This window comes from Streptomyces sp. NPDC042102 (genome assembly GCF_055582305.1).
Genome location: NZ_JBVJDL010000001.1, coordinates 772,271 through 794,249 on the forward strand (window position 1 = coordinate 772,271; position 21,979 = coordinate 794,249).

The 21,979-nt window shown below is 72.9% G+C and carries 22 protein-coding genes, 1 tRNA gene and 3 pseudogenes; 14 read left to right on the forward strand and 12 right to left on the reverse strand.

Annotated elements, in window-relative coordinates; genetic code table 11:
• Positions 1–222 precede the first annotated feature (222 nt).
• From ACZ6KO_RS03195 to ACZ6KO_RS03225, 7 genes and pseudogenes are all read right to left on the reverse strand, one after another.
• Positions 223–2,046: a M15 family metallopeptidase gene (locus ACZ6KO_RS03195; protein WP_469299281.1), complete on the reverse strand. Its 1,824-nt coding sequence runs from the start codon at positions 2,044–2,046 to the stop codon at positions 223–225.
• Positions 2,047–2,062: 16 nt separating this feature from the next.
• Positions 2,063–3,394 (reverse strand): hypothetical protein, encoded by a 1,332-nt coding sequence (locus ACZ6KO_RS03200; RefSeq protein ID WP_469299284.1) that lies wholly within the window; start codon positions 3,392–3,394, stop codon positions 2,063–2,065.
• Positions 3,394–3,747, reverse strand: coding sequence for a hypothetical protein (locus ACZ6KO_RS03205; protein ID WP_469299288.1), 354 nt, complete (start codon positions 3,745–3,747; stop codon positions 3,394–3,396). The genes ACZ6KO_RS03200 and ACZ6KO_RS03205 overlap by 1 nt, the downstream gene beginning before the upstream one ends.
• Positions 3,744–5,021, reverse strand: a complete 1,278-nt coding sequence (locus ACZ6KO_RS03210; protein ID WP_469299291.1) for a hypothetical protein — start codon at positions 5,019–5,021, stop codon at positions 3,744–3,746. The genes ACZ6KO_RS03205 and ACZ6KO_RS03210 overlap by 4 nt, the downstream gene beginning before the upstream one ends.
• Positions 5,014–7,425 (reverse strand): hypothetical protein, encoded by a 2,412-nt coding sequence (locus ACZ6KO_RS03215; protein ID WP_469301608.1) that lies wholly within the window; start codon positions 7,423–7,425, stop codon positions 5,014–5,016. Before ACZ6KO_RS03215 ends, ACZ6KO_RS03210 begins: the two co-directional genes overlap by 8 nt.
• 183 nt (positions 7,426–7,608) lie before the next feature.
• Positions 7,609–7,698 (reverse strand): annotated as a pseudogene (locus tag ACZ6KO_RS03220) (VOC family protein); the annotation flags it as partial.
• A 316-nt stretch (positions 7,699–8,014) separates the two neighbouring features.
• Positions 8,015–8,335 (reverse strand): annotated as a pseudogene (locus tag ACZ6KO_RS03225) (pirin family protein); the annotation flags it as partial.
• Between the two features lie 315 nt (positions 8,336–8,650).
• Here ACZ6KO_RS03225 and ACZ6KO_RS03230 point away from each other — a divergent pair.
• The 6 genes from ACZ6KO_RS03230 to ACZ6KO_RS03255 all read left to right on the forward strand — a co-directional run bounded on the left by ACZ6KO_RS03230 (position 8,651) and on the right by ACZ6KO_RS03255 (position 13,641).
• The gene (locus ACZ6KO_RS03230) at positions 8,651–11,092 is read left to right on the forward strand and encodes a sensor histidine kinase (RefSeq protein WP_469299293.1); all 2,442 of its coding nucleotides are present in this window, start codon (positions 8,651–8,653) and stop codon (positions 11,090–11,092) included.
• Between the two features lie 29 nt (positions 11,093–11,121).
• Positions 11,122–11,550 carry a roadblock/LC7 domain-containing protein gene (locus ACZ6KO_RS03235; RefSeq protein ID WP_469301504.1) on the forward strand — a complete coding sequence of 143 codons (429 nt, stop codon included), beginning with the start codon at positions 11,122–11,124 and terminating at the stop codon, positions 11,548–11,550.
• Entirely contained in the window at positions 11,547–11,933 is a 387-nt protein-coding gene (locus ACZ6KO_RS03240) for a DUF742 domain-containing protein (protein ID WP_469299295.1), read from the forward strand. Before ACZ6KO_RS03235 ends, ACZ6KO_RS03240 begins: the two co-directional genes overlap by 4 nt.
• A complete protein-coding gene (locus ACZ6KO_RS03245; RefSeq protein ID WP_469299297.1) occupies positions 11,911–12,564 on the forward strand; it encodes a GTP-binding protein in 654 nt (217 codons plus the stop codon). Before ACZ6KO_RS03240 ends, ACZ6KO_RS03245 begins: the two co-directional genes overlap by 23 nt.
• Positions 12,561–13,112, forward strand: a complete 552-nt coding sequence (locus tag ACZ6KO_RS03250) for a GAF domain-containing protein (protein ID WP_469299301.1) — start codon at positions 12,561–12,563, stop codon at positions 13,110–13,112. Before ACZ6KO_RS03245 ends, ACZ6KO_RS03250 begins: the two co-directional genes overlap by 4 nt.
• 172 nt (positions 13,113–13,284) lie before the next feature.
• Entirely contained in the window at positions 13,285–13,641 is a 357-nt protein-coding gene (locus ACZ6KO_RS03255; RefSeq protein ID WP_469299304.1) for an MmcQ/YjbR family DNA-binding protein, read from the forward strand.
• A 69-nt stretch (positions 13,642–13,710) separates the two neighbouring features.
• Here the strand turns inward: ACZ6KO_RS03255 and ACZ6KO_RS03260 are convergent, their stop codons facing one another.
• Both ACZ6KO_RS03260 and ACZ6KO_RS03265 read right to left on the reverse strand, forming a co-directional pair.
• The gene (locus tag ACZ6KO_RS03260; RefSeq protein ID WP_469299306.1) at positions 13,711–14,616 is read right to left on the reverse strand and encodes a transketolase family protein; all 906 of its coding nucleotides are present in this window, start codon (positions 14,614–14,616) and stop codon (positions 13,711–13,713) included.
• A gap of 13 nt (positions 14,617–14,629) precedes the next feature.
• Entirely contained in the window at positions 14,630–15,331 is a 702-nt protein-coding gene (locus ACZ6KO_RS03265; protein WP_469299307.1) for a transketolase, read from the reverse strand.
• Between the two features lie 136 nt (positions 15,332–15,467).
• Between ACZ6KO_RS03265 and ACZ6KO_RS03270 the strand changes: the two genes are divergently transcribed.
• Both ACZ6KO_RS03270 and ACZ6KO_RS03275 read left to right on the forward strand, forming a co-directional pair.
• Positions 15,468–15,544: transfer RNA gene (locus ACZ6KO_RS03270), tRNA-Pro, on the forward strand.
• Positions 15,545–15,857: 313 nt separating this feature from the next.
• On the forward strand, positions 15,858–16,211 hold the full coding sequence (locus ACZ6KO_RS03275; RefSeq protein ID WP_469301506.1) for an MmyB family transcriptional regulator: 354 nt from the start codon (positions 15,858–15,860) through the stop codon (positions 16,209–16,211).
• On the opposite strand, the gene ACZ6KO_RS03280 is transcribed toward ACZ6KO_RS03275, so the two are convergent.
• A complete protein-coding gene (locus ACZ6KO_RS03280; RefSeq protein ID WP_469299311.1) occupies positions 16,112–16,561 on the reverse strand; it encodes a MarR family winged helix-turn-helix transcriptional regulator in 450 nt (149 codons plus the stop codon). The genes ACZ6KO_RS03275 and ACZ6KO_RS03280 overlap by 100 nt on opposite strands.
• 92 nt (positions 16,562–16,653) lie before the next feature.
• Here ACZ6KO_RS03280 and ACZ6KO_RS03285 point away from each other — a divergent pair, with 92 nt between their 5' ends.
• The gene (locus tag ACZ6KO_RS03285) at positions 16,654–17,025 is read left to right on the forward strand and encodes a VOC family protein (protein ID WP_469299313.1); all 372 of its coding nucleotides are present in this window, start codon (positions 16,654–16,656) and stop codon (positions 17,023–17,025) included.
• Between the two features lie 494 nt (positions 17,026–17,519).
• Here ACZ6KO_RS03285 and ACZ6KO_RS03290 read toward each other — a convergent pair whose 3' ends face one another.
• Together ACZ6KO_RS03290 and ACZ6KO_RS03295 are read right to left on the reverse strand one after the other, a co-directional pair.
• The gene (locus ACZ6KO_RS03290) at positions 17,520–17,981 is read right to left on the reverse strand and encodes an SRPBCC family protein (protein ID WP_469299315.1); all 462 of its coding nucleotides are present in this window, start codon (positions 17,979–17,981) and stop codon (positions 17,520–17,522) included.
• 13 nt (positions 17,982–17,994) lie between these two features.
• On the reverse strand, positions 17,995–18,411 hold the full coding sequence (locus tag ACZ6KO_RS03295; RefSeq protein WP_469299317.1) for an SRPBCC family protein: 417 nt from the start codon (positions 18,409–18,411) through the stop codon (positions 17,995–17,997).
• A gap of 108 nt (positions 18,412–18,519) precedes the next feature.
• On the opposite strand from ACZ6KO_RS03295, the gene ACZ6KO_RS03300 reads away from it, so the two are divergent.
• The 5 genes and pseudogenes from ACZ6KO_RS03300 to ACZ6KO_RS03320 form a co-directional block, all read left to right on the forward strand.
• Positions 18,520–18,849: an ArsR/SmtB family transcription factor gene (locus tag ACZ6KO_RS03300; protein WP_469299319.1), complete on the forward strand. Its 330-nt coding sequence runs from the start codon at positions 18,520–18,522 to the stop codon at positions 18,847–18,849.
• Complete coding sequence (locus ACZ6KO_RS03305) at positions 18,846–19,313, forward strand: SRPBCC family protein (RefSeq protein WP_469299321.1); 468 nt, start codon at positions 18,846–18,848, stop codon at positions 19,311–19,313. Before ACZ6KO_RS03300 ends, ACZ6KO_RS03305 begins: the two co-directional genes overlap by 4 nt.
• Before the next feature lie 607 nt (positions 19,314–19,920).
• Entirely contained in the window at positions 19,921–21,096 is a 1,176-nt protein-coding gene (locus ACZ6KO_RS03310) for an urease accessory protein UreH domain-containing protein (protein ID WP_469299324.1), read from the forward strand.
• A gap of 11 nt (positions 21,097–21,107) precedes the next feature.
• Entirely contained in the window at positions 21,108–21,380 is a 273-nt protein-coding gene (locus tag ACZ6KO_RS03315; RefSeq protein WP_469299326.1) for a cation transporter, read from the forward strand.
• Positions 21,381–21,405: 25 nt separating this feature from the next.
• A pseudogene (locus ACZ6KO_RS03320) lies at positions 21,406–21,927 on the forward strand (cation efflux transmembrane domain-containing protein); the annotation flags it as partial.
• Between the last annotated feature and the right edge of the window lie 52 nt (positions 21,928–21,979).

Genomic DNA, 21,979 nt, shown 5'->3' on the forward strand with positions numbered 1-21,979 from the left:
GGTTGCGTCGGGACCGAGCCGGTTGGCGAGGTCGGCGAGCGTCTCGTGTGCGTCGGTCGGAACACCAGGCGCAGGTGCAGGGATTCCAGCATGGGGAAGACGGGGAGGAGGTGGTCCATGGCGACAGCCTCCGTGTCGGCGGCGGGTGCAGGACTCGCTCTAGGCGAAGGTTGGGAGCCCGGAGGGGCGCAGACCTCCCCTGGATGGCATCAATGCCAGGTCTCACCCACCACTGCCCCAGCCCCCGGACGGAGGTGACACGCGGACGGCTCCCGGCGGGTACTTCCTTCCCACAGGGTGCAGGAAGAAGGCGTTCGCCCGCTGCGACAGCCCCGGCACGTCACCGATCCAGCGCAGGTCTCGACGTCGGGCGTAGGCCTCGGTGTAGTCGCGCCACTGCTGTTGGGTCGGCTCGTCCCTGGTCCGGTGCCGGCGCTGCCAGAAGATGCGGGTGGAGGCGAACTCACTCGCGTTGCCGATTCCAGGGTTGGGCAGACGGCCGGTGAGCGCCCGCAGGGCGAGCTCCTTCGCCGAAGCGGGCCGCACGTCTCGCCACGGCTCGGCCTGCGTTCTGAGGTGCCGTCCCAGCTGGCCCTTGGGGATGTCGGTGCCGTCGTACGTGCCGCCCGTGCGGCGGAAGTCGCGTTCGTGCATGTGGGCGGCTGCCGCGTTCTTGTTGAGCAGGACCGGCTGGAGGGTCGTTGAGTAGGCCCGGATGAAGGAGGTGAACGTCGGGTACTTCTTGCTCCGGTGGGTGATGAGGGCGTAGCGGTTGAGCATGGCCCAGATCACCGCCGCGTTCTTCGCGTCGTCGGTTCCCCCGGCCTCGAGGGCGACGAGCTTGGCTGTCCAGAGCACGTCCTCGGGCGTGAAGGTGTAGGTCCAGCTGCGCCCATCGGGCCGGTCGAGACGGAGGGTGCCGAGGGGGCCGGCCGGAAGGTCGTCCGAGGTCTCGGCCAAGAGCTCGTCATCGAGCGCGGCGGCCTGGGCCTCCAGGTCGTCCTCCCACTCCTGCTCGTACTCGTCCCACTCGCCCCACTCGTCGGGCTTCTCGTACTCGTCCGACTCCGCGTATTCCTCCGGCGTACCGGGGACGCCGTCCTCGTCCTCGTCCTCGTCCTGGTACTCGTACTCCAGCGCGTACTCGTCCTCGTAGTCGTCCAGGCTCTCCACGCCGATCCGGTCGAAGGACTCGAACTCCCGCCCGACTCCTTGCGCGGGGCGGTACTCCCAGTGCCACGGTTCCCGCTCGTACGGTGCGAACCCGCACGTCCCGGCGTTCCCCTGCAACCAGTGGAAGAACCACGTGTGCTGCCACGCGCGGACCGCCGCGGCCTGTGTGCTGTTCCTGATCCGGTGACCGGCGGTGCGCTCCTGGAGGAGGTCGATCGCGATGCCGTTCTGGTGGTTGCTGTATCCGGGCGCCGCGATGCGGGACGGAACGCGGAAGACGTCGAGCATGTACTGCACGGCCTCGTCGCCGTGCGGACCGCCGGTCAGTCGCGCCCGGCCGGCGGCGCTCTCGTTGTAGTACCGCTCGAAGTACCGGCGCCACAGGCGCTCCTGGTGGGCGGCGTCGCGGTAGCCACTGGTCGCGGTGAGTCGAGTGGTCCGTGCGGCGTCCTCGTCGCCCCGCGCCCGCGCCGCGGCCAGCGCGTCCTGCGCGGCGGCCAGCAGCCTTCCGGCGGCCGCCGCGGCGTCCGCCCTCATCTCGATCTTCGTACCCGGCACAGGGGCCCGTTCGTCGGACGACAGATCACGGCCGGGCGGCCCCTTCTTGGCCTTGCGGGCCAGGTGGGCGCGGAGCACGCGGTTCAGGAAGTCCGCCTGTGTCGCCGTGCCGGACCAGACCTCCCCTTCGAGCAGGCCCAAGGGGCCGGGCCTCCCGGCAGCGTCCGCCGTCTCGGCGAGGGCGAGGATCTCGTGCGGAGGGCGGAGCGGATTCACTACTGGGTACGACCAGTGCCCGACCTGCTCGGGAGCGGGAGGGGGAGCGTCGCGCACCGTTCCCGTCGGCGAACCGGACTCCCAGGACGAGAGGTTCATGATGCTGTCTCCTGGTTCAGGGGCGGAGCGTCTGCGGACTGACGGGACCCGACCCGTTGGTCGAGACGGGTGCGAAGGCGGCGGGCGCGGCCGTGTTGCTGCTGACCGGCGCAGGAGTCATGGCGAGCGCGGGGGCCGCTGTCGGCGGAGGCGCGGGCGCCGCGGAACGCGGAGTCGCGTGGACGGCCGTCGACTTCAGATCGCGGCCGGTGGCCTGCGACCAGTGATGGATGATCGCCTGCATCAGATCCCGCGTGGGGTTGGGGGCGAGACTGGGAAGTTGGCGCAGGAAGAGCAATGACGCGCCGGCCGGACTCGAATACGCGCCGCCTTCGATCCCGATCAGGAGCTGGCTGACCCGTGGTGCGAGGATGAAGTAGTCGTGCGACCGGCTGTGCGCCGGCAGGCCGACCCGCTCGCCGATGCGGCGGAGCCGCTCCTCGGGTGCGGTGGCCACGGCTTGCAGGTCCTGCACGATCGGAGTGTTGTCGGTCAGAGTCAGATCGAACCAGGACATCGCGGCGACAGCGACAAACTCCTCCCGTGCCAGGTTCGCCATGGTCGGCTGACTGCCCCGACGCTCGTTCAGCATGATCTGCAGCCGCTGGGCGAGATTGGCGATCGCCGCGGGGTCCACCGGCACCGGACCGCTGACGGGGGCACCAGCCGGCCCCTCGAAGGAGATCGCCACCCATACGAGACGCAAGAACTCCTCGAAAGCCGAAATGAAGGCGTGGTTGGCCGAGGCGGCCTTCTCGTACGGGTAGACCTGGCCGTCGTCGGTCCCGTGGTTGAGATCCATTCCGAGAAGCCGGTGGTACGCATTCCGTCGGGTGGCGCGCAGGTCGGGGCGTAGGTGGCTGTCCAGGGACATGACGGTGAGAGGCGCGCCGTCCTTGTAGAAGAGCTCCTCCGTCGTGCGGAGCCACTCGAACGTCTCGGGGCGCTGGGGGATGCCCAACTGCTCGCCGTGCAGCAGACCGTGAATGACCCGGCGGAAAATCTCATACGCGCGGGTGTTCTCGATCAGGTACGCATAGATCAAGTGGGGGCCGACAAATGGGTTCGGCAGAGTACCGAGGCTGGCCAACACGGGCCCTGGACGGGTGGGCACGCCCACGAGGGCGGGCCTGGATGGCCAGGCGAGCTGGGCCGGACTCATGTTGCGCAGACCACCCGGGGCAGGCGGACTTGCCCGGAAACCCGTCCTCCATACAGTTTCCAGCAGCGACACCAGATCTGCTGGGTGCTGTTGGAAAAGGAAGTCGGCTTGGTTCAGCACGGTGAACGGCGGCGCGGGCGGTGCAACCGGAACGGGAGCCACCAAGGCGGCGAGCTTGTGGAACATCAGGAACTCTCCTCGGGCTTCTCGGCGTCCGTGACCTTCTCCGGCGGCGGCTCCGATTTCGGCTGCGCCTGAGCTCGGCCCTGACCTTGATGCTGCACGGGCGCCGCTTGTCCGGCCTGAGCCTGCTGTTGTGCAGGTGACTGCTGCTGGGCTTGGGCCTGCGGCTGTACTGTTGCCGGCTGCCCCGGGCCTCCTCCGCCCGGGCCTTGGCCACCGGCCTGACCCTGCGGTGCCCAGAAGGCGTTCAGCTTGCTGGTCGGCAGGTCGGGCCCCTTGAGAGCGTCGGCAAGCTGCTTCAGAGCCGCCGCGATCGCGAGCTGTTCCTGCTGCTCCTGGCTCAGTGGTTGGTTCACGGTCTCTCCTCTCGCACCACGCCCCGGACGCCCTGTCCGAGTCGCGTCATCCAGTCCTCGAACTCCCCGGCCACCGACACCGCCGCCTCGGGCTCGGTTGCCGCCCGCCACCCGGACAGGGCCAGCAGCCGGAGCGCCTCGGCGTCCAGCCAGTGCGGGGAGCTGTACAGCGCGGGCCCCGCCTCCTGGGCCAGTTGCCGCAGGGCGTCGGGCCGTACCCGCACCGGGTCGACCAGGGTCGCCAGGGGCGCGCCGCCGAACGCCCGCATGGGCCGCAGCAGGCAGACCTCGGCGATGAGCGGCAGCCACGGCATCGAGCGCCGCAGCAGTTCCCGGTCATCGGACGGCACCGAGTCGAGCGGATAGGTCAGCATCCAGGCCCGGGCCAGCTCGTCCCACGGGCCCGAGCCGTAAATCCTCTGTGCCATCGCGGAGTTGAGCAGCACCCTCAGGTACGCGACGGGGTGCGGATCGCCGGGCCGGATCCGGAACACCTGCCGGGGGTCCCCGGCCAGGACGTCGTGGAGCGCGGCCACCGCCCCGTAGCCGGCGTGCGCGAAGGCGAAGGTGTCCGCCGCGATCTCCGGCGCCCATCCGGCAAACGCCTCGGCCACCTCGGGGTCGTCGGCGAGGGTGAGCCGCAGCGTGTCGGCGAGCTCCTCGTTCCAGCCGAGCATGTGGGCCACTTGATGGCCGGCCTCGTGCAACAGCGCTGTCGGGCGGTGCAGATTGTGCCGCGTGATCTTGATAGCGGCGGCCGGGGTGAGGCCGCCCGCGTCCCAGAGGCGCAGCCCGGTTCTCAGGATGGAGGCGCCCATGCCCTTGTCGACGTACGTGAGGACCGGCGGTGCGGACCGGCCGAGGGGGCCGAGCACCGCCTGCATGCTGCGGACCGCGAGCACGTCACAGGCGCGCAGCAGGGCGGCCAGCTTGTCCGTGGTACGGGAGTTGACGGCGTCTCCGTAGAAGTCGAGGGCCGTCTCCACGCGCGTGTAGCGCCGCCGGAAGCGTGTGATTCTGCGGCGAAGCAGCCGCAGGTCGGCGCCGACGCGGGCGGCGCGTAGTTCGGCGGCCAGGACGTCGGCATCGGCGCGCAGCGAAGCGACGGCCTCCGCGAGATGCCGCCGGAGCGCCACCCCGAGTTCACGCTCAAGGGCGCGCCAGGCGTCGGCGGAGGCGAAGTTGTCGGGGTCGGCGAGTGTGCCGACGGCGCCCCGCCAGTGACCGACCTGACGGGCCAGCTGGAGCCACAACGCCGCCACCTCGTCACGCACGCCGGTACCCGGGGACGATCTCGACGCGCGTGTCGCGCGGCGCACCGGCCAAGGCGGCCCGGAGAGGCGCGGAGTCCGCGAAGCCCCCGGTTGGAGAGTCCCGCCGCTTCACGTACCCGTGCAACTCGTCGTACCCGGGCGGCTGGACGAGGTGGACCAGCAGGGTCACACCGTCCGCCGGGTCCTCGGTGGCGCTGACGAAGGCCCGCCGGTCACCGGCGAGGAACCGGGAGAGCGCGAGACTCGCCCAGGCCGTCAGCCGGGCGGCGACCGTCGGCGTTCCGCCCCGGCCCGGTCCGCCCGTCCCGGGGCCGGTGAGGAGCTGCGCCGTGTCGGGGGTTTCGTCCACCACCTGTACCCGCCGGTCCCGTGCGTCGGAGAGGGCCTCGCCCAAGGCGGCGTGAATGGTGCGGCGCAGCGCGGCCAGGGGGACGGCCGGGCTGTCTCCGCGGCGCAGGGCGGCGGCCACGGTCTGGGCCTGCGACTCGGGCAGGTGGACCGTGAGCCGGATCTCCTTCGTCCGTCCGTCGAGAACCGCGGTGACCGGTGGACCGGACCGTCGCCGTGCGGCCCCGCGACCCGGCCGGGAGCGAGTGCCGCCGGGCAGCTGGATCGCGTAGAAGCGCTGGCCGAGCCTCGGCGCGCCCGGTGCGTCCGGTGCGCCGGCGAACCGTCCCGGACCACCGGTGAGATCGTCCAGGAGCGCCGATTCCCCGCCGCCGAGCGCCGGATCGCCGAGCAGCAGGCCTGCCGCCGTGGGCGTCAGCGGGTGCAGCAGCTCCCAGGGGGCCTCGGCGCCGGGGTCCCAGCCGAGGAGGCTGCCCTCCGAACGGGCGATCCGGTCGAGCCGGCTGCCGGGCACGGCCTGGTAGAGGTGGACCCTCGCCCGTACCGGTCCCGCGGTGCCGAACCGGTCCCTGAGGTACGTGTCGAGGGTGCGACCGCCGAAGACGGGGACGGCCCGGGTCAGTCGGGGGGTGAGGGTGACGTCGAAGACCCGTGCGCACTTGCGGTAGCGACGGGGGCCGCGGCGCGGCATGGAAACCCAGGGCACGGCGGGCCGCGTGGCCTCTTCCGCGAGTCCGTCCGGGCGCAGCACCTCGTACGGGAAGCTCGTCGCGGCGGCGTCCCGGCCGGCCTCCACCATGGCGGCCTCCAACAAGAGGGGGTCGTCGAGCGTCTCCTCGTCCAGTTGGGTGACGCGTGCCGCGGTGTCCTCCACAAGGGTGGCGAGCGCCTCGGCCGCGAGACGGCGCGGGTCCGCGTCCTCCTCCCCCGGGTAGGCGGCCCCGTTCGGTTCGCCGGTCTCCTCGTCGGGGGCTTCGAGGGTCAGCATGCGCAGCCCCGCGTCCACGATGGCGCGGGACAGCGCCGGGGAGATGCGCGGACCGACGTAGGGGGCGATGAGCCGGCCGAGGTACGTGGCGAGGAAGTGGACGACGCGTTCGCGGCCGACGAGACGGACGCCGAGGCGCAGCGCGGCCACCGGCAGGAACTCCTCCACGAGCCCGGTGGGGTCCTGTCCTTCCTCCAGCCGGGCGAGCCCCTCCACAAACCGCTCCCGGCCTTCGTCGAACAGGGCGAGGGTGTCGTCCTGTTCGTCGTCGGCGGCCACGGCCTCGGCCGCGGCCAGGGTCTGCAGCTCGTACTCGTCGGTGGTCAGAAGCAGTCCCGCGAGCGTCGCGTCGAACCGTTGCTGGACCGCCGCGATGTCGGGCACGGCGGTCGGTACCGCCGTCTCCGTCGCCGAGGTCTCGCCCGCGGTCTTCAGGTAGCGCTGGGCCAGCTGGGTCGCGTACGGGCGCAGTGCGGGTGGCAGCCGGTCGAGCGCGAGCCGGAGCACCCGTTGGAGCAGGGGTCGTACCAGCGGAGCCAGCCGGCGCAGCAGAACGGCGGCGGGGACCAGGCGTCCCGCGGCCGCGATGCCCTTCCGGGCCAGGCCCGCCGCGCGTCTCGCGAGCTTCCTCGCCTTCTTCTTCAGCGAGCCGAGGAACTCGTCGAAGGCGGCGGACATGTCGGTCAGGGTGGTCGGCACGGATTCGAGCAGCTCCTCGATCCGCTGTTCGTCCGCCGTGGCCGGGTCCTCGGCCTCCAGTACCTGGGCCATGCGTTCCAGCAGGTCGTCGGCGGATTCCTGCAACGGCCCGGCCCACGTGCGCAGCAGCCGCTCCGCACGCATCGGATCGGGTCCGTGACCGCCGGCCGCCGCCTCGGCCGGGCCGGGGACGATCTGCCGCAGGTGCGCATCACCCTCCTGGACGAGTCCCCAGAGCGCCAGGTCGAACTCGTCGTCGTACAGCTCGCCGAGCACCGAGCGGAATTCCTCGCCCACCGGGTCCGTGAGCACGTCGCCGAGCTGGTACAGGGAGGGGAAGGGGCTGACTGCCTCGGCGTACTCGGTCATGGAGTCTCCTCGTTGCTGAACCACGGCGCGGTGAGTCAGGACCGCCGGTCCTGGTTCGGTCCGGTACGCGCCTGGCTGCTGACTGTCCGTAGCGCCCCTTCGTTCGCAATGTAAGTTCAGGCGCCACGACGCGCGACTCGCGGAGTGGGGGTTCAGTTGCAGAGTGGAGGTCCAGCCATGGACCGGGGTCAGCACCACGAAGTCCGCGTTCGCCGGGTCGAGGCAGACGGCCGGCCGACCGACGCCCTCGGCGTCCTCCGGTTCCATTTCCATCTGCACGCGCCTGCGCGCCGGTGCTGCCGGATTCCTCGTCAAGGACATCGTGCCGGACGATTTCCTGCACGCCGTACGCGTCGCCGCACGCGGTGACGCCCTGCTCGCACCCTCGATCACCCGCAAGCTCATCAACACTGACGCGGCGCTGGAAGAGCCGACCAACCGCGAACGCGAGGCCGGACCAATGCGGCCTTCGCCACCTGGACGGTGCCGCTCGACCTCCTCGGCATCGTGCGCGAAGCCCGGCACGACCCACGCGATCCACCGAATTCCTCGGCGTCTACGCCGGATGGAGCTCCCACATCACGATCTCCTCGTCGACGAGCAGGCCGTGCTCGAAGTCCGGGTCGACGTCGAGGGTGACGGTGGCACCCGCGTCGATCAGGATCTCGGCGCCGAGGAGCGGGCTGAAGGTGCGGACCGGCGAGGTCTCGCCGGCGAGGGTGCCGAGGAAGACCCGCAGTTCCGCTCCCTCGACGCGGAGCGGCCCGGGGGCGTGGCGCTGGAAGTCGCGGGGGGCGTGGCGGTGTTCGCCGGGGAGGGCGACCCAGAGCTGGACGCCATGCAGCACGGTGGTGCCGGGGGTGGAGACCTCCGTGTGGCTGATCCCGTGGCCCCCGGTCATGAGGTTGAGGGGTCTCCACCAGGGTCACCTCCGGCCGTGGACGCCCGGCCTTCGGGGTCGGCGTGGTCGGGCGGCAGGCGGCGGGTGGCGGGCGCACCGTCGGCGCCAGGGCCGTCGGTGCAGTGGGAAGGGTGCGCCCCCGCGCGTGCGCTCCCGGCGCATTCGGGCGGCCGTACGAGCGCTCCTTCCGGAGCGGGAAGCACCCCGGTGAAGTTCCCCAACTGGCCGACCAGGGCGGGAGGGTGCGGTCTAGCGTGGGTATTCGGTGATCAACACCGGACCCCGGAGCACCTGGGGGTCCGGCCCCACGTACCGAGGACGCCGATGTCCGGACTCCGCGCCGCCCGCCACGCCCCGTCGCGCCACACCGTCACGGGACCGGGGCGGCTGATACGCCCCCAGCTGGTCCGTGCCGCTGTGCTGCCCACGCTCGCCGCCGGGCTCAGCGGCGCCGCCGCGGTGATCTTCGCGCTCCAGCTGGGACGCGGCCCCGGTGGGCCGGACGCCCGGCTGTGGCCGGTCCTCACCGGCTGCGGACTGCTCGTCGTCGGCGCGCTCGCCGCCGCCCTGCTCGGCGCGCAGCGCGCGGCCAAGGCCGTACACGATCGCTGCGAGGCGCTGCGGCGGTCCAGCGTGCGGGGCCGCCAGGAGCTGAGGACGGCGGCCGAGCGCCTGGAACGGGGCGAGAGCCCGGCGCGGGTGGTCCGGACGCCGTCGGGGACCCCGGCCCCGGACGCCCGCCCCGGGGTGGACGAATTCTGGCTGCTGTCGCAGGAGTTGCGCGGCGCGCGCGAACACGCCCAGGCCACGCTGGCCCGGCTGGCCGGCCCCGCCGCGCCCAGCGACAGCGAGCAGAAGGTCGAGGTCTTCGTGAACCTCGCCCGGCGGCTGCAGTCGCTCGTGCACCGCGAGATCTCGCTGCTCGACGAGCTCGAGGACACGGTCGAGGACCCGGACCTGCTCAAAGAGCTGTTCCACATCGACCACCTGGCCACCCGGATCCGCCGGCACGCGGAGAACCTGGCTGTCCTCGGCGGTGCCGCCTCGCGGCGGCAGTGGACCCGGCCGATCGACCTGAGCGAGGTGCTGCGTTCGTCGGTCGCCGAGGTCGAGCAGTACACGCGGGTCAAGGTGGTGCCCCCGGCGGGCGGCACGGTACGCGGCCATGCCGTCGCCGACGTGGTGCACCTGCTGGCCGAACTGGTCGAGAACGCCACCGTCTTCTCCGCGCCCGACACCGACGTGGTGGTGCGCGCCGAGCGGGTCACCGCCGGGATCGCCGTCGAGGTCGAGGACCGGGGCCTGGGCATGCCGGTGGACGAACAGCACCGGATGAACGCGCTGCTCGGCGACCCGGACCAGGTCAGTGTCAAGCACCTGCTGGCCGACGGGCGGATCGGCCTGTTCGTCGTGTCGTCGCTGGCCCGCCGGCACGGCATCGCGGTGGAGCTCAAGTCCAACATCTACGGCGGAGTGCTCGCCGTGCTGGTCCTGCCGCAGGAGCTGCTGGGCGCCGACGTCCCCGTGGGCGCGGACGCCGTGGGCGGCTCCCGTGCGACGACGTGGGGCACGGCGACGACGCCCCCGCCGTCGCCCCCGCCGCTCCTGGAACCGGTACGGGTGACCCTGCCACCCCCGGCCGCGCCGGCCCCGCCGACTGCCCCGGCCCCGCCGACGGCAGCCGACCCGGTGGCGCCGACGGTGGCCGACCCACCGCTGCCGCGCCGGATCCCGCGCACGCGGACGGTACCGGCCGGGGGGCCGCAGCGGAGGGCGTACGCGGAGCCGCAGCCGGGGCCGGAGCTGGAACCGCAGCTGGAGCCGCTGCCTCGGCCGGAGCAGGGGCCCGAGCGGCGGCCCGCGTCGGCGCCCGCGCCGGGGCCCGGCGCGGCACCGGCCCCGGGGGCGGAGCCGGACGCACCCCTGTGGCCGGCCACCTCCCCGGCACCCGTACGGGATCCCGGCCCGGCCCTGCCCCGCCGGGCGCCCGCCACCCGGCCCGGTCCGGCGGCCGGCCCCGACCGCCGCGCGACTTCGGACCCGGGCCCGTCGGGCCCCGGCCGGTACGTCGCCTGGGACCCGGCCCCGGGCCGTGGCCCGGACCCCGTCGACCCGGACGCGGGAAGGACGCGCCCGGCGCCGGAAGCGCGGTTCGACATGGTGCCGCCGGTGTTCTGGGGTGCAGACCCGGGGACGGCGGCGCTCGCCGCGGCCGCGGAGGCGCTGGGGCCGGTGCCGCCTTCGGCTTCCGTCGCCGCGCCGGGGCCCGGGCTGGCCTGGGCCGCCGTACCGGAGGACCGCGTACCGGAGCGGCTCGCGCCCGAGGCGTCCGTACCCGTGGTCTCCGTACCCGAGGCGCTTGTACCGCGGGAGCCCGTCCCCGAGGCGTTGGTGCCGGGGGAGCCCGCACCTGAGGCGTTTGTGCCGCGGGAGCCCGTGCCCGAGGCGTCCGTACCGCCCGCGTCCCGCCCGGACCCCGCCCCGCAGGCAGGGCCCTCGTGGGCGCCCGCCGAAGCCAGGATCCCGGCGGCCCGGGAGAGTGCGGAGGGCGCTCGGATCCCCGGTGCCGCGGGGCGCGGGCACCGGGGCGACGACGAACGGCCGCCGCTGCCCAGGCGGCGGGCGCAGACCCACATCGTGCCGCAGCTGCTGGATGCCCCCGCACCGCGGCCGCCGGTGGTGGGGGAGCAGCCCCTGCACGACCCCGGCCTGATGGCCGCCTTCCAGCGCGGCTTCGGCCTCGCCCAGACGGAGAACCAGTCATGACCCCCCACCTCAGCAAGGAGCGCACCGCCATGGCCAGCGAAGTGGCGACCAGCCAGCTGTCCGACCTCGACTGGCTGCTCGGCGGCCTCGTCCAACGCGTGCCGTACACCCGCAGTGCCGTACTGCTGACCGCCGACGGCCTCGTCACCTGCGTCCACGGGCTGGACGCCGACAGCGCCGACCACATGGCCGCGCTGGCGTCCGGGCTCTACTCCCTCGGCCGCAGCGCCGGCGCCCGCTTCGCCGACGGCGCCGAGGTCCGGCAGGTCGTCGTGGAGCTCGATTCCGCGCTCGTCTTCGTGTCGGCCGCCGGGGCCGGGACCTGCCTCGCCGTCCTCGCCGACCGCGAGGCCGACGCCGGCGTCCTCGGCTACGAGATGGCCATGCTGGTCAAGAGCGTCCGGCCGTACCTCGCCGCGCCGCCGCGCCGGCCGGTCGCCGTCGCCCCGGAGCAATGAGGACCGCCCGCGACACGCCGTGGCTCGACGACTCCGCGGGCCGGGTGATGCGGCCGTACACCGCGAGCGGCGGCCGGACCCGCCCGGACGTGGACGTCGCGCTCGACCTGTTGTCGCTGGTCACCGCGACCGGCGTGCGCCCGCGCGCGCCGCTGGGCCCGGAGCACGCCTTCGCGCTCCGGCTGTGCGCGGGCACGGGCGTGGTGTCGGTGGCCGAGGTGGCCGCGCAGCTGCGGCTGCCGGCGGTCGTCACCAAGGTGCTGCTGTCCGACCTGATGGAGTACGGGGCCGTCACCGCACGCGCCCCCCGCTTCCTGAACAACCCTGCCGATGACGTGTCTTTGCTGAGGGCGGTGCTCGATGGACTGCGCAAGCGCCTGTGAGGGCGCGCCCGTGACCCTGAAGATCCTGGTCGCGGGCGGGTTCGGAGCGGGCAAGACCACCTTCGTGGGCGCGGTCAGCGAGATCGAGCCGTTGTCCACGGAAGAGCTGCTCAGCGGCCTGAGCGAGAACGCCGACCGGCTGGAGGGTGTCGAGGCGAAGACCGCGACGACCGTCGCCCTCGACTTCGGCAGGATCACCCTGGACTCCCGGCACGTCCTGTACCTCTTCGGCACGCCCGGCCAGCAGCGCTTCTGGTTCCTGTGGGAGGAGCTGTGCGCGGGCGCGCTCGGGGCGGTCGTGCTCGCCGACACGCGCCGGCTCGCCGACTGCTTCGCCGCCGTCGACTTCTTCGAGCGGCGGGGGATCCGCTTCGTGGTCGCCGTCAACGAGTTCGACGGCAGCCACCGGTACGCGCCGCACGAGATCCGTGACGCGGTGGGGCTCGCGCCCGACGTGCCCGTCGTACGGTGCGACGCCCGCCTGACCGGCTCCGGTACGGGGGTCCTGGCCACCCTCGTCCACCACCTGCTCACCACGGCCGGGCAACCGCCGCACGACGCCGCGCCGGCCCAGGCCGCGCCGGTCCACGCCGCGCTCTTCAAGGAACCGTCACTCGGGGGAACACCATGACCTACTACGAATCGACCGGACACCTGCTGCTGACCCCGGTGGACCGGGAGGCGCCCGCGCGCGTCGTCCGGCTGCGCGAGCTGGGCCTGGGGGAGCGGGTGGACGCGCGCCTCGACCTGTTCGCGCGTCGCGTCGCGCGGACCCTTCAGGCGCCGTACGCGGGGGTCAACTTCATCGGCGAGGAACGGCAGTTCTTCGCCGGACTGCACCACGCCGCCGACGCCCCGGCGAGCGGCTACCCGGCGCGGGTGCTGGCCCGCGACCACGGCTGGTGCCCGCACGTGGTGGTACGGCGCAGAGCGCTGGTGCTGGAGGACGTACGGGACTTCGCGCGGTTCGCCGGGAACGCGGTGGTCGACGAGAGCGGGATCCGCTCCTACCTGGGGGCGCCGCTGACCGACCGGCAGGGGGTGGTGCTCGGCACGGTGTGCGCGGTGGACGCGGTGCCGCGCCGGTGGGGCACGGAGGGGCTGGGGACGATCAAGGAGCTGGCGGCGGAGCTGGTGGCGGACCTGCACGAGCGGGAGGACGGCCTGCGCGCGGGCTGAGGAACGGACGCGAGCTGAGGGACGGACGCGGGATCAGGGCCGGACCCCGGATCGGGGGCGGTTGTCAGTGCCGGGGGCTACGGTCGGGGACGACGGGGTCCCTCCGGAGGGCGGGACCGCGCCGACCGAGCCGACCGGATCGCCGCACCACCGGCGGAGAGGAGCCGCGGGCATGGCCACGACCGCCGACGACGTCCGTGCGATCGCGCTGTCCCTGCCGGACAGCAGCGAGAAGCCGGCCTGGGGCATGCCCACGTTCCGGGTGGGCGGGAAGATCTTTGCCGCGCTCGGTGACGACGACGCGTCCATCGGGGTGAAGTGCCCCAAGGAGGAACGGGCCGAGCTGATCGGGGCGGAGCCGGAGAAGTTCTTCATACGCGAGGGCCACGACGACAACTACGCCTGGCTGCGGGTGCGGCTCGCGGCGCTGGAGGACACCCGGGAGCTGCGCTCGATCCTGGTCGACTCCTGGCGCCAGGCCGCGCCCAAGCGGCTCGCCGCGGCGCACCCGGAGCTGGGCGGGGCATAGGGGTGCCCGCGGGGGGAGCCGTCGGAGAGCCGTCCGGGCGCCGTCGGGGAGCCGTCGGGGCCACCCTGCTCAGCGGCCCCCCGCCAGGAACGCGGTGATGCGTGCGCGCAGGGAGTGCGGGTCCAGGCCGTGTGCGGCGGTGTGCTGCTCGATCGTGCCGTAGCGGCGCAGCTCGGCCCGGCCCACCCCCAGGCCGAGGACGCGGTGCGGGCGGTCGGCGAGGGCATCGCCCGCCGCGGTGGTGGAGGTGCCGGCCAGGTACGGCTCGACCAGGACCACGTCGGCCGGGCCCCGCCCGACCGCCGCGCGCAGGGCCGCGTCGTCGAAGGGCCGTACCGTCGTCGCGTAGAGCACGGTCACGTCCAGGCCTTCGGTGGCCGCGAGCACGTGGTCGAGGGTCGGTCCGACGGCCAGCACCACGCCCCCGCCGCCCTCGCGGACGGTGTGGAACCGGGCACCGTCCACGGCGCGCGGCGCGGCGTTCGACAGCGCCGACAGCCGCACGTAGACCTTCTCGTCACCGTCGGCGTACGCGTGGCGCAGCAGGGCCTCGGCCTCGTCGGGGTGGCCCGGGACATGGACGGTCCAGCCGTCGAGCGTGTCCAGGAGCGCCACGTCACCCGGTGCCATATGGGTGAACCCGCCGGCCGGCCAGTCGTACGAGGCGGACGCGCTGACCAGCACCCCGCCGGTGCCCTGGTGCCCGAAGTCCAGCTTGACCTGTTCGAACGGCCGCTCCACGAGGAAGCTCGCGAAGGTGTGCATGACCGGCCGCAGCCCGGTCAGGGCCAGCCCGCCGCCGACCCCGACCAGCAGCTGCTCCCGGATGCCCACGTTGATCACCCGGTCCGGATGCCGGTCGCGGGCGGGCCGGAACCCGTCCATGGTGATCTCCGCGAGGACGAGCGCCAGCCGCGGATCCTCGTCCAGGGCCTCCGACGTCACCGTGATGAACCGTTCCCGCATGGTGTCCATGAGTGTCTCCCCCTCAAGCCTTCTTCTCGACGCGGGCGACGACCACGTGCGGCCGGCCCGGATGCGGGGCGGTGAAGGCGGCGTGCAGCGCCGCGTGGTCCCGCCCGTCCACGGTCACCGCCGACCAGCCGGCGGCCTCGAAGCGCGACGCGATGCCGCCGGGCCAGCCGTGGGTGGCGGAGTCGTTGTCGATCACGATGGCGTGCAGCCGCTCCAGGCCGGCCGGGCCGGCGTACGCGAGTGCCTCGTGATTGCTGCCCTCGTCCAGCTCGGCGTCCCCGATCAGCACCCACACCGCCGGGTCGTCCAGCCCCTGGGCCCGCAGCCCCAGGGCGGTGCCGACGGCGAGCGGCAGCCCGTGCCCGAGCGACCCGCTGCCGATCTCGACGCCCGGGACGAGCGTGCGGTCGGGGTGGTGGCCGAGCGGGGAGTCGTACCCGCCGAACCCGTCGAGCCACTCGACGGGGAAGAACCCCTTGGCGGCGAGCACGGCGTAGTACGCCATCGGCCCGTGCCCCTTGGACAGCAGGAACCTGTCGCGTCCCCGGTCCCCGGCGCTCGCGGGCGTGACCCGCAGCACCCGGTCGTAGAGCACCCACAGCACGTCCAGCGTGGACGTGGCCGCGGGCCCGTGCTTCTCGGCCCCGGTCATGCGCGCCATGAGCGCGCTCAGATCCTCGTGGTGGAGCCCCGTGTCCCCAGGTGTCTGTGTCATGCACCGATCTTGCGACCTCAACCCCACTTGAGGTCAAGCGCCGCTCGCGGCGGAAAAGGTGCGCGCGACCACCCCGCGAAGTGCGGTATTGTTCTCGTGCGCGTTCGTCCGGGGGAAACCCCAGGTCAGCGGGCATCGGGACGTGGCGCAGCTTGGTAGCGCACTTGACTGGGGGTCAAGGGGTCGCAGGTTCAAATCCTGTCGTCCCGACCATGCGGAAACGCAGGTCGGAGGCCGTTCTCTCATCCATGAGAGGACGGCCTTTCGTGCGTCCGGGGCCATGGTGGTCGCGTGGTGGTCGCAGCCATGCCGCAGGACACGAGGCCGGCGAACGGATCGTCAGGATCGCCGGGCTGGCGCGACCGCACGACCCCCTCCGCCGCGGGACTTCCCGTCGGCGGGGTACGGCGGGCCGTCGGACTGCGCCGCGAGGAGCAATCCGTACCTGCTGGCGGGCCAAGCGGCCCCGGGCCCCGGGCTGTTGTCGGCTCATGTCCCGCCGGGGGTCCGAAGGCTGGTGGACCAGATGGACGGTGTGCCGCTCAGCGTGCACGACGCGGCCTGGAACCTGATGGTGTGGAGCCCGTCGTGGGCTGCCCTGTTCGGGGACGCGTCCGCTCAGCGCGGACGCGAGCGCAACGTCGCGTGGCGCCACTTCGCAGGCCTGCCGGGCCGGGTCGGCCACCCCGGCGCCGATCTGCGCATCCGTTGCCTACACCGCCGCCCCCGGCAGCGAGGCTGCGGGTCGGCTGGGGCTCCTCGGCGCTCCGGGCCGGCAGGTCATTTCTCCAGGGCTGCCGCTATGCGGTCGAGGTCGGCGAGCAGTGCTGTCATGCGCTGTGGCGGGATCGCCTCGGTCATGCGCTGTTCGATGGCGTAGACGGCGGCCTGGACCGCGGCCAGGCGTGTGCGGCCCTCCTCGGTGAGGTGGGCGGGCCGGACGCGGCCGTGGTCGGCGGTAGCCGGGCGGGTGATCAGTCCCGCTTCCTGCAGGCCCCGCAGGACGACGTTTCCGGACTGCCGGGTGACGAACGTCGCGCGGGCGAGGTCGGCGTTGGACATGCCGGGGTGCAGGGCCAGGAGTTCGAGGGTGGCGTACTGCGGCACGGTCAGGCCGTGTTCGCGCAGGACCTTGTCCATCGCGCTGCGCAGGGCGGCCTGGGCGCGTTTGAGCAGGTAGCCCACATGTTGCGTGACGTCTTCCGCGAGGTGGGGCGGTTCGGGTGGCATGCCCTCCATGATGTCAGAACTTTGACATGCAGGCTGCGCGATCTTAGTCTGACCTATGTCAAAGTCCTGACATGAGAGATCGAGGGATACCTATGCCTGTCACCATCGACGGCCCCGACTTCGTTGCCCTGCAAGTCCGCGACGTGGACGCAGCAGCGGCCTTCTGCGAGCAGCACTTGGGTCTGCGCCGAGCCGCGGTCTCGCCGCCGCACGCGGTCGTGTTCGACACCAAGCCGACCCCGTTCGCCGTCCGTGAGCTCCTCCCGGGCGTCGACCTCGCCGATACCGCACGGCCCGGCCTGGGCGTGGTGATCTGGTTCCAGACCGCGGATGCTCACAAGCTCCGCGACCAGCTCACCGCCGCCGGGGTCAGGATCCTGACCCCCATGGCGGACAGTCCCTTCGGGCCGGTGTTCTCCTTCGAGGGTCCCGAAGGCTACACACTCACCGCACACGGAGGCTGACCGTGCCCGCCGTCTGCCTCACCCCCGCCGGGCCCTTCTCGCTCGCCTCCGGCATCCGGTTCCTGGAGGGCTTCACTCCCGCGAGTCACACCCACGCCGCCGACGGGATTCTCCGCCTTGCCTTCCCTGTCGACGATGCGATGTCCGTCGTCGCGGCCACCGTCCGACAGGAGGTGGGGGCAGACGGCACCACAGGAACGGTCCAGGCCGAATTCACCGTGCATCCCGGCACCGCGACCCAGGCGCAGGCGGTGACCGCCGGGCCTGCGGCCGCCGCAGCCGTGCAGGCGCAACTCGCCCGCGTCCTCTCGCTCGACGTCGACGTCTTCCCCCACCACGAACCACGCCTCCACCAAGCCATCGCCGCCGAGTACGGGCTCGACGCCGCCGCCGGCGTCTCCCGACTGGCCGAGGTCGCCGACCGGTGGAGGCCTTACCGAAGCTGGGTCGCTCTCCTGCTCCGCGCCCGAGCCCAGAGCGCGGCCCGGCCCCCGTCACTCCGAAGGTGGCCGCCGCTGCTCCAGCAGGGCCTTGAGCCGTGCGAGGTCGTTGCGCTGGGCGCGCCGCGTGGCTGCGGCGACGACGGGTGCGGCGAGGGAGGCGAAGCCGCTGGGTTCGCCCCGGTTGCGCAGGGTCATGCGGGTGTGGTCACCGGCCTGCCCGTACGGCTCCCAGATGTACGTGGTCTCCATGGGGAAGGGGCCCTCGGCGGTCCGCATCACCAGGCGGTGCCCCGGCTCGTACGCGGTGATCTCGTACGTGTAGGCCAGGCGCCGGCCGAGGAAGCGGGCGACGAACGCCATCCGTGAGCCGATCGCGGCGGGGGGAGGGGTCCGCCACTCGACGGAAGCGATGTTCTCGTACCACTCCGGCGCGTGCGAGGGGTCGGCCGCGTAGGCGGCGACCCGCTCGCACGGGACGGCGATCACGGTCTCGGTCAGAACGTCGACCTGCATCGTGGGTCCGGCCTCAGACGGTGAAGAACGGGTTCGGGGTCCCCGTCTCGGCGTAGTCCTTCAGGCGCGTCATCAGGACGCCCCAGGTCTCGCTGATCATCGGGAGCTCGGCCTCGCCGTCCGGGAAGCCGGCGTGGGAGAAGGCCACGCGGGTGCCCTCGGGGGTCCCGGTCAGGTCCCAGGTGATGGTGGTGCCAGCCCAGTGGGGCGGGAAGGCGCCGACGTTCACCCACACGACGCGGTCCTCGTCGGCCCGGTCGCGGCGGAGCCGGAAGGGCTCGGGGATGCCCGGGAAGTTGAAGTACAGGACCTCGTCCTGGCGGTCGACGTCGTCGGTCCACCAGCCGGTGAGTCCGTCGTGGGTGTTGAGCGTCTCCAGGACGCGGGCGCGGTCGGCGGCGATCTCGGTCTCGTAGGTGATGGCGGTCATGGCGTGCTCCAGGTGTTGCCGGTGGTTCCCGTGGGGGGATTATTTGAGTCCAGACTAAAATAAGCCCGGGGTGGGCGGCAAGCTGAAGCCTGGACTAAAATTCGGAGCGTGGACGCGGTACAGGTGATAGCCGAACCCAGGCGGCGCGAGATCCTCCGGCTGATCTGGGACGACGAGCTGTCCGCGGGCGACATCGCGGCCCGCTTCGAGGTCACCTTCGGGGCCGTCTCCCAGCACCTCAAGGTGCTGCGCGACACCGGCCTGGTCACCCTGCGCAAGGACGGGACCAAGCGGTTCTACCGGGCCGACCGGGAGGCGCTGGGTCCGCTCGCCGACTACCTCCAGGCCATGTGGGCCACGAAGCTCGACACCCTGGCCCGGCTCGCCGAACAAGCCGAAGCAGCCGGGGAAGCCGCACCGAACGGGAGTTCCTCATGACGACCGCCCCCGAGACGCCCGCCGGCACGGTGGTGGTGGAGCGGCACATCGCGGCCCGCCCCGAGACCGTCTTCGGGTTCTTCACCGACCGTGACAAGTGGCTGTCCTGGATGGGCGCCGACGGCACCTTCTCCTTCGAGGCCGGCGGCTCCTACCGCACCCGGGTCACCGGCGACAACACGGCCTCCGGCCGCTTCATCACCATCGACCCGCCCAAGCGGCTCGTCTTCAGCTGGGGCTGGGAGACCGGCCCCATGCCAGTCCCGCCCGGCTCCAGCACCGTGGAGATCACCCTGGAGCCCGCCGACGGCGGCACTCTGCTGCGGCTGGTCCACAGCGGCCTCCCGTCCCCCGAGGCCTGCGCCGCGCACGCCGAGGGCTGGCAGCACTACGTGGACCGGCTGGTGGTACGGGCCGAAGGCGGCGATCCCGGCCCGGACGCCTGGATGCAGCCGCCGACGTAATTTCCGCCGCGCCAAGGGCAGGGTGCCGGGCCCCGGGCGGGGTACGGGGTGGCCTAGCATGGCGCGTGTGATGCGCCGCCTGCCGCTGCCGCTCCGGATGTGGTCCGGGATGCTGCTGGTGTGTGCGCTTCTGCTGTGCCCGGCGGGCATCGCCCGGCCGGCGATGGCCATGCCGGGCCCGATGCCGGGACCGATGCCGGGCATGGACATGGGCAGCGCATCCACTTCCGGGCCCGGCACGGCCGCCGCTCACACGCTGCGGGCGACGACGTCCGGAAGCACGGATCACGGGACCCACTGCCCGATGGCGATGCAGCAGTGTGCGTCGCAGCAGGCCACCCCTGCCCCGGACGGTCCCTCCGCACCGCCCTTGGTGGAGTCGCCCCGTGGGGAGAGCTGTTCCGCCGTCGCCGTCGTGATCCTGCCGAACGCTCCGCCGCCGATACCTCCCCCTGATCCGAACCGGTTGTGCGTGTCACGGACGTGATCGTCCGCCTGCCCGCGGGGCGTGTGCCCTGCGGGACACGGCGAGACCCATGTCCTCTTCGGCGTGCCCGCGCCCCGGCGCGGTGTGCTGCCGTCCTGCCCGATCGGGAGTAGTTGACGCATGTCGTCGTCCGTCGCTCTGCTCGTCACCGGTGTCTCCACCGGTCTGCTCGCCGGTGGTGCTTCCTGTGCCGCCGTACAAGGGGGGTTGCTGGCCGGCGCGGTGACCCGCCGCCGTGCCCCCGCCCCGGACCCGGCCACCCGGCGGCCGGCCCGTACCACATCGCAGGCCAAAGGCCGGCCCGAGGCAGCTGCCGCCGCTCTCCCCGCAGCGCCGGGGGCCGAACGGCGGCCCTTGGCGCCCGTCGGGGCCTTCCTGTCGGGGAAGCTCCTCTCGCACACGCTCCTCGGCGCTCTGCTGGGGGCATTCGGCAACGCGATCCAGCCCAGCCCCCGCGCGCAGGCCGTGCTGCTGCTGGCCGCGGGCCTGCTGATGGTGCTGTTCGCCCTCGACCTGTTCGGCGTCAAGGCCGTCGGGCGGCTCGTTCCGCGCCCCCCGGCCTCCCTGGGGCGGCTGTTGCGCCGCAGTGCCAGGACCGACTCGGTCGGCACTCCGGCCCTGATCGGCTTCGCGACCGTCCTGGTGCCGTGCGGGGTGACCCTGTCCATGGAGCTGCTGGCAGTCACCTCCGGCTCCCCGGTGGCCGGGGCGGCCGTGATGGCCGGCTTCGTGCTCGGCACGGCGCCCCTGTTCGCCCTGCTCGGATACCTGTTCAGGCGCAGTGCGCAGATGCTGTCCGGCCGACTGGCCGTGCTGACCGGTGTGGTGGTGCTGACCGTGGCCGTCTGGACGATGGGCTCCGCGCTCCAGGCCGGCGGCTGGGTCTCCTTCACCGCACCGGCCGAGCCGGCCTCGGCCACCGGACCGTTCACCGTCGAGCGGGTCGAGGGAGGCGAGGAGGACGGCGCCGAGGCCCCCTCCGGAGCCGGCAGAACGGCCGCCGACGCCCCGCCGGTACGCATCGACGCCTCGGGGAAGCAGGTCGTCACCCTCACCGTGACGGATTTCTACGAGCCCACCGCCTTCACCGCGAAGGCCGGCGTGCCGACCACCCTCGTCCTGCACGGCAAGGACTCCGGGGGCTGCGCCCGCGCCTTCACCATCCCCGAACTCGGCGTCCAGCAGATCGTCAAGCGCGATGGTGACACCGAGGTCGACCTGGGAACCCGCAAGCCCGGCACACTCCGCTTCTCCTGCGCCATGGGCATGCAGACCGGCGCCATCGACTTCCGCTGAGGACCTGTGACATGAAGCTGTTCCGCAAGAAGAAGAACGAGGCCGCCGAGGCGGACGGACCGACCGTGGAACTGGTCGTCGACGGCATGCACTGCTCCAGCTGCGCCCTGCTCATCGACGACGAGCTGGAGGAGGTCGACGGAGTACGCCGGGCCAGCACGGACGTGCGTACGGGACGCAGCCGCGTCCTGCTCGAGCGGGGCGTGGACGTGGACCCGGCGGTGCTCGTCGCGGCGGTCGAGGCCGCGGGCGACTACGCCGCCCGAATCGCCGTCGCCGACTGACGCGCGGGACCCGCGTCCGGGGTTCGCCGCCGCCGTCGCCTGGCAGTTCTCCGCCCGCGACCACGCGCTGCGCGAAGCCCGCGAGAAGACGACCCTGCGGATCATCGCCGTCTCCTTCTTCGCTCTCGCCGTCTACGTCACGTTCGGTGCCGTCCGCGCCCTGACCGGCACGGGCGAGGCCGACCACTCGATCCCCGGCATCGTCATCGCCGCACTGTCCCTTGCGGTCATGCCGTTCCTCTCCGCCGCCCAGTGCCGCGCCGGACGCGAACTCGGCTCCGCCAGCGCCGTCGCGGACTCCCGGCAGACCCTGCTGTGCACCTACCTCTCCGCCGTGCTGCTGATCGGTCTGGTCCTCAACGCCACGCTCGGCTGGTCCTGGGCCGACCCCATCGCAGCCCTGGTCATCGCCGCCACCGCGGTCAAGGAGGGCCGCGACGCCTGGCAGGGCAAGGGCTGTTGCGCCGTCCCTGCGACGACCGCGACGGCGGGATCCGTGAAAGCGGCGGATGCGTGCGGCTGCCAGTCGGGCCGCTCCTGCTGCTGAGCGCCGGCGCGCGGCCGGCTCGGCCCCGTTCGCTTCCTGTACGGGACCGTGC

Bases quoted from the DNA above. Each gene is read 5' to 3' on its own strand.
- ACZ6KO_RS03255 (WP_469299304.1), top strand. From the start codon at position 13,285: ATGGCCACGACCGCCGACGACGTCCGTGCGATCGCGCTGTCCCTGCCG.
- ACZ6KO_RS03240 (WP_469299295.1), top strand. From the start codon at position 11,547: ATGAGGACCGCCCGCGACACGCCGTGGCTCGACGACTCCGCGGGCCGG.
- ACZ6KO_RS03310 (WP_469299324.1), top strand. From the start codon at position 19,921: ATGTCGTCGTCCGTCGCTCTGCTCGTCACCGGTGTCTCCACCGGTCTG.
- ACZ6KO_RS03305 (WP_469299321.1), top strand. From the start codon at position 18,846: ATGACGACCGCCCCCGAGACGCCCGCCGGCACGGTGGTGGTGGAGCGG.
- ACZ6KO_RS03315 (WP_469299326.1), top strand. From the start codon at position 21,108: ATGAAGCTGTTCCGCAAGAAGAAGAACGAGGCCGCCGAGGCGGACGGA.
- ACZ6KO_RS03245 (WP_469299297.1), top strand. From the start codon at position 11,911: ATGGACTGCGCAAGCGCCTGTGAGGGCGCGCCCGTGACCCTGAAGATC.
- ACZ6KO_RS03280 (WP_469299311.1), bottom strand. From the start codon at position 16,561: ATGCCACCCGAACCGCCCCACCTCGCGGAAGACGTCACGCAACATGTG.
- ACZ6KO_RS03290 (WP_469299315.1), bottom strand. From the start codon at position 17,981: ATGCAGGTCGACGTTCTGACCGAGACCGTGATCGCCGTCCCGTGCGAG.
- ACZ6KO_RS03195 (WP_469299281.1), bottom strand. From the start codon at position 2,046: ATGAACCTCTCGTCCTGGGAGTCCGGTTCGCCGACGGGAACGGTGCGC.
- ACZ6KO_RS03215 (WP_469301608.1), bottom strand. From the start codon at position 7,425: ATGACCGAGTACGCCGAGGCAGTCAGCCCCTTCCCCTCCCTGTACCAG.
- ACZ6KO_RS03285 (WP_469299313.1), top strand. From the start codon at position 16,654: ATGCCTGTCACCATCGACGGCCCCGACTTCGTTGCCCTGCAAGTCCGC.
- ACZ6KO_RS03230 (WP_469299293.1), top strand. From the start codon at position 8,651: ATGTCCGGACTCCGCGCCGCCCGCCACGCCCCGTCGCGCCACACCGTC.
- ACZ6KO_RS03260 (WP_469299306.1), bottom strand. From the start codon at position 14,616: ATGGACACCATGCGGGAACGGTTCATCACGGTGACGTCGGAGGCCCTG.
- ACZ6KO_RS03275 (WP_469301506.1), top strand. From the start codon at position 15,858: ATGGACGGTGTGCCGCTCAGCGTGCACGACGCGGCCTGGAACCTGATG.
- ACZ6KO_RS03265 (WP_469299307.1), bottom strand. From the start codon at position 15,331: ATGACACAGACACCTGGGGACACGGGGCTCCACCACGAGGATCTGAGC.
- ACZ6KO_RS03235 (WP_469301504.1), top strand. From the start codon at position 11,122: ATGGCCAGCGAAGTGGCGACCAGCCAGCTGTCCGACCTCGACTGGCTG.
- ACZ6KO_RS03250 (WP_469299301.1), top strand. From the start codon at position 12,561: ATGACCTACTACGAATCGACCGGACACCTGCTGCTGACCCCGGTGGAC.
- ACZ6KO_RS03200 (WP_469299284.1), bottom strand. From the start codon at position 3,394: ATGTTCCACAAGCTCGCCGCCTTGGTGGCTCCCGTTCCGGTTGCACCG.
- ACZ6KO_RS03295 (WP_469299317.1), bottom strand. From the start codon at position 18,411: ATGACCGCCATCACCTACGAGACCGAGATCGCCGCCGACCGCGCCCGC.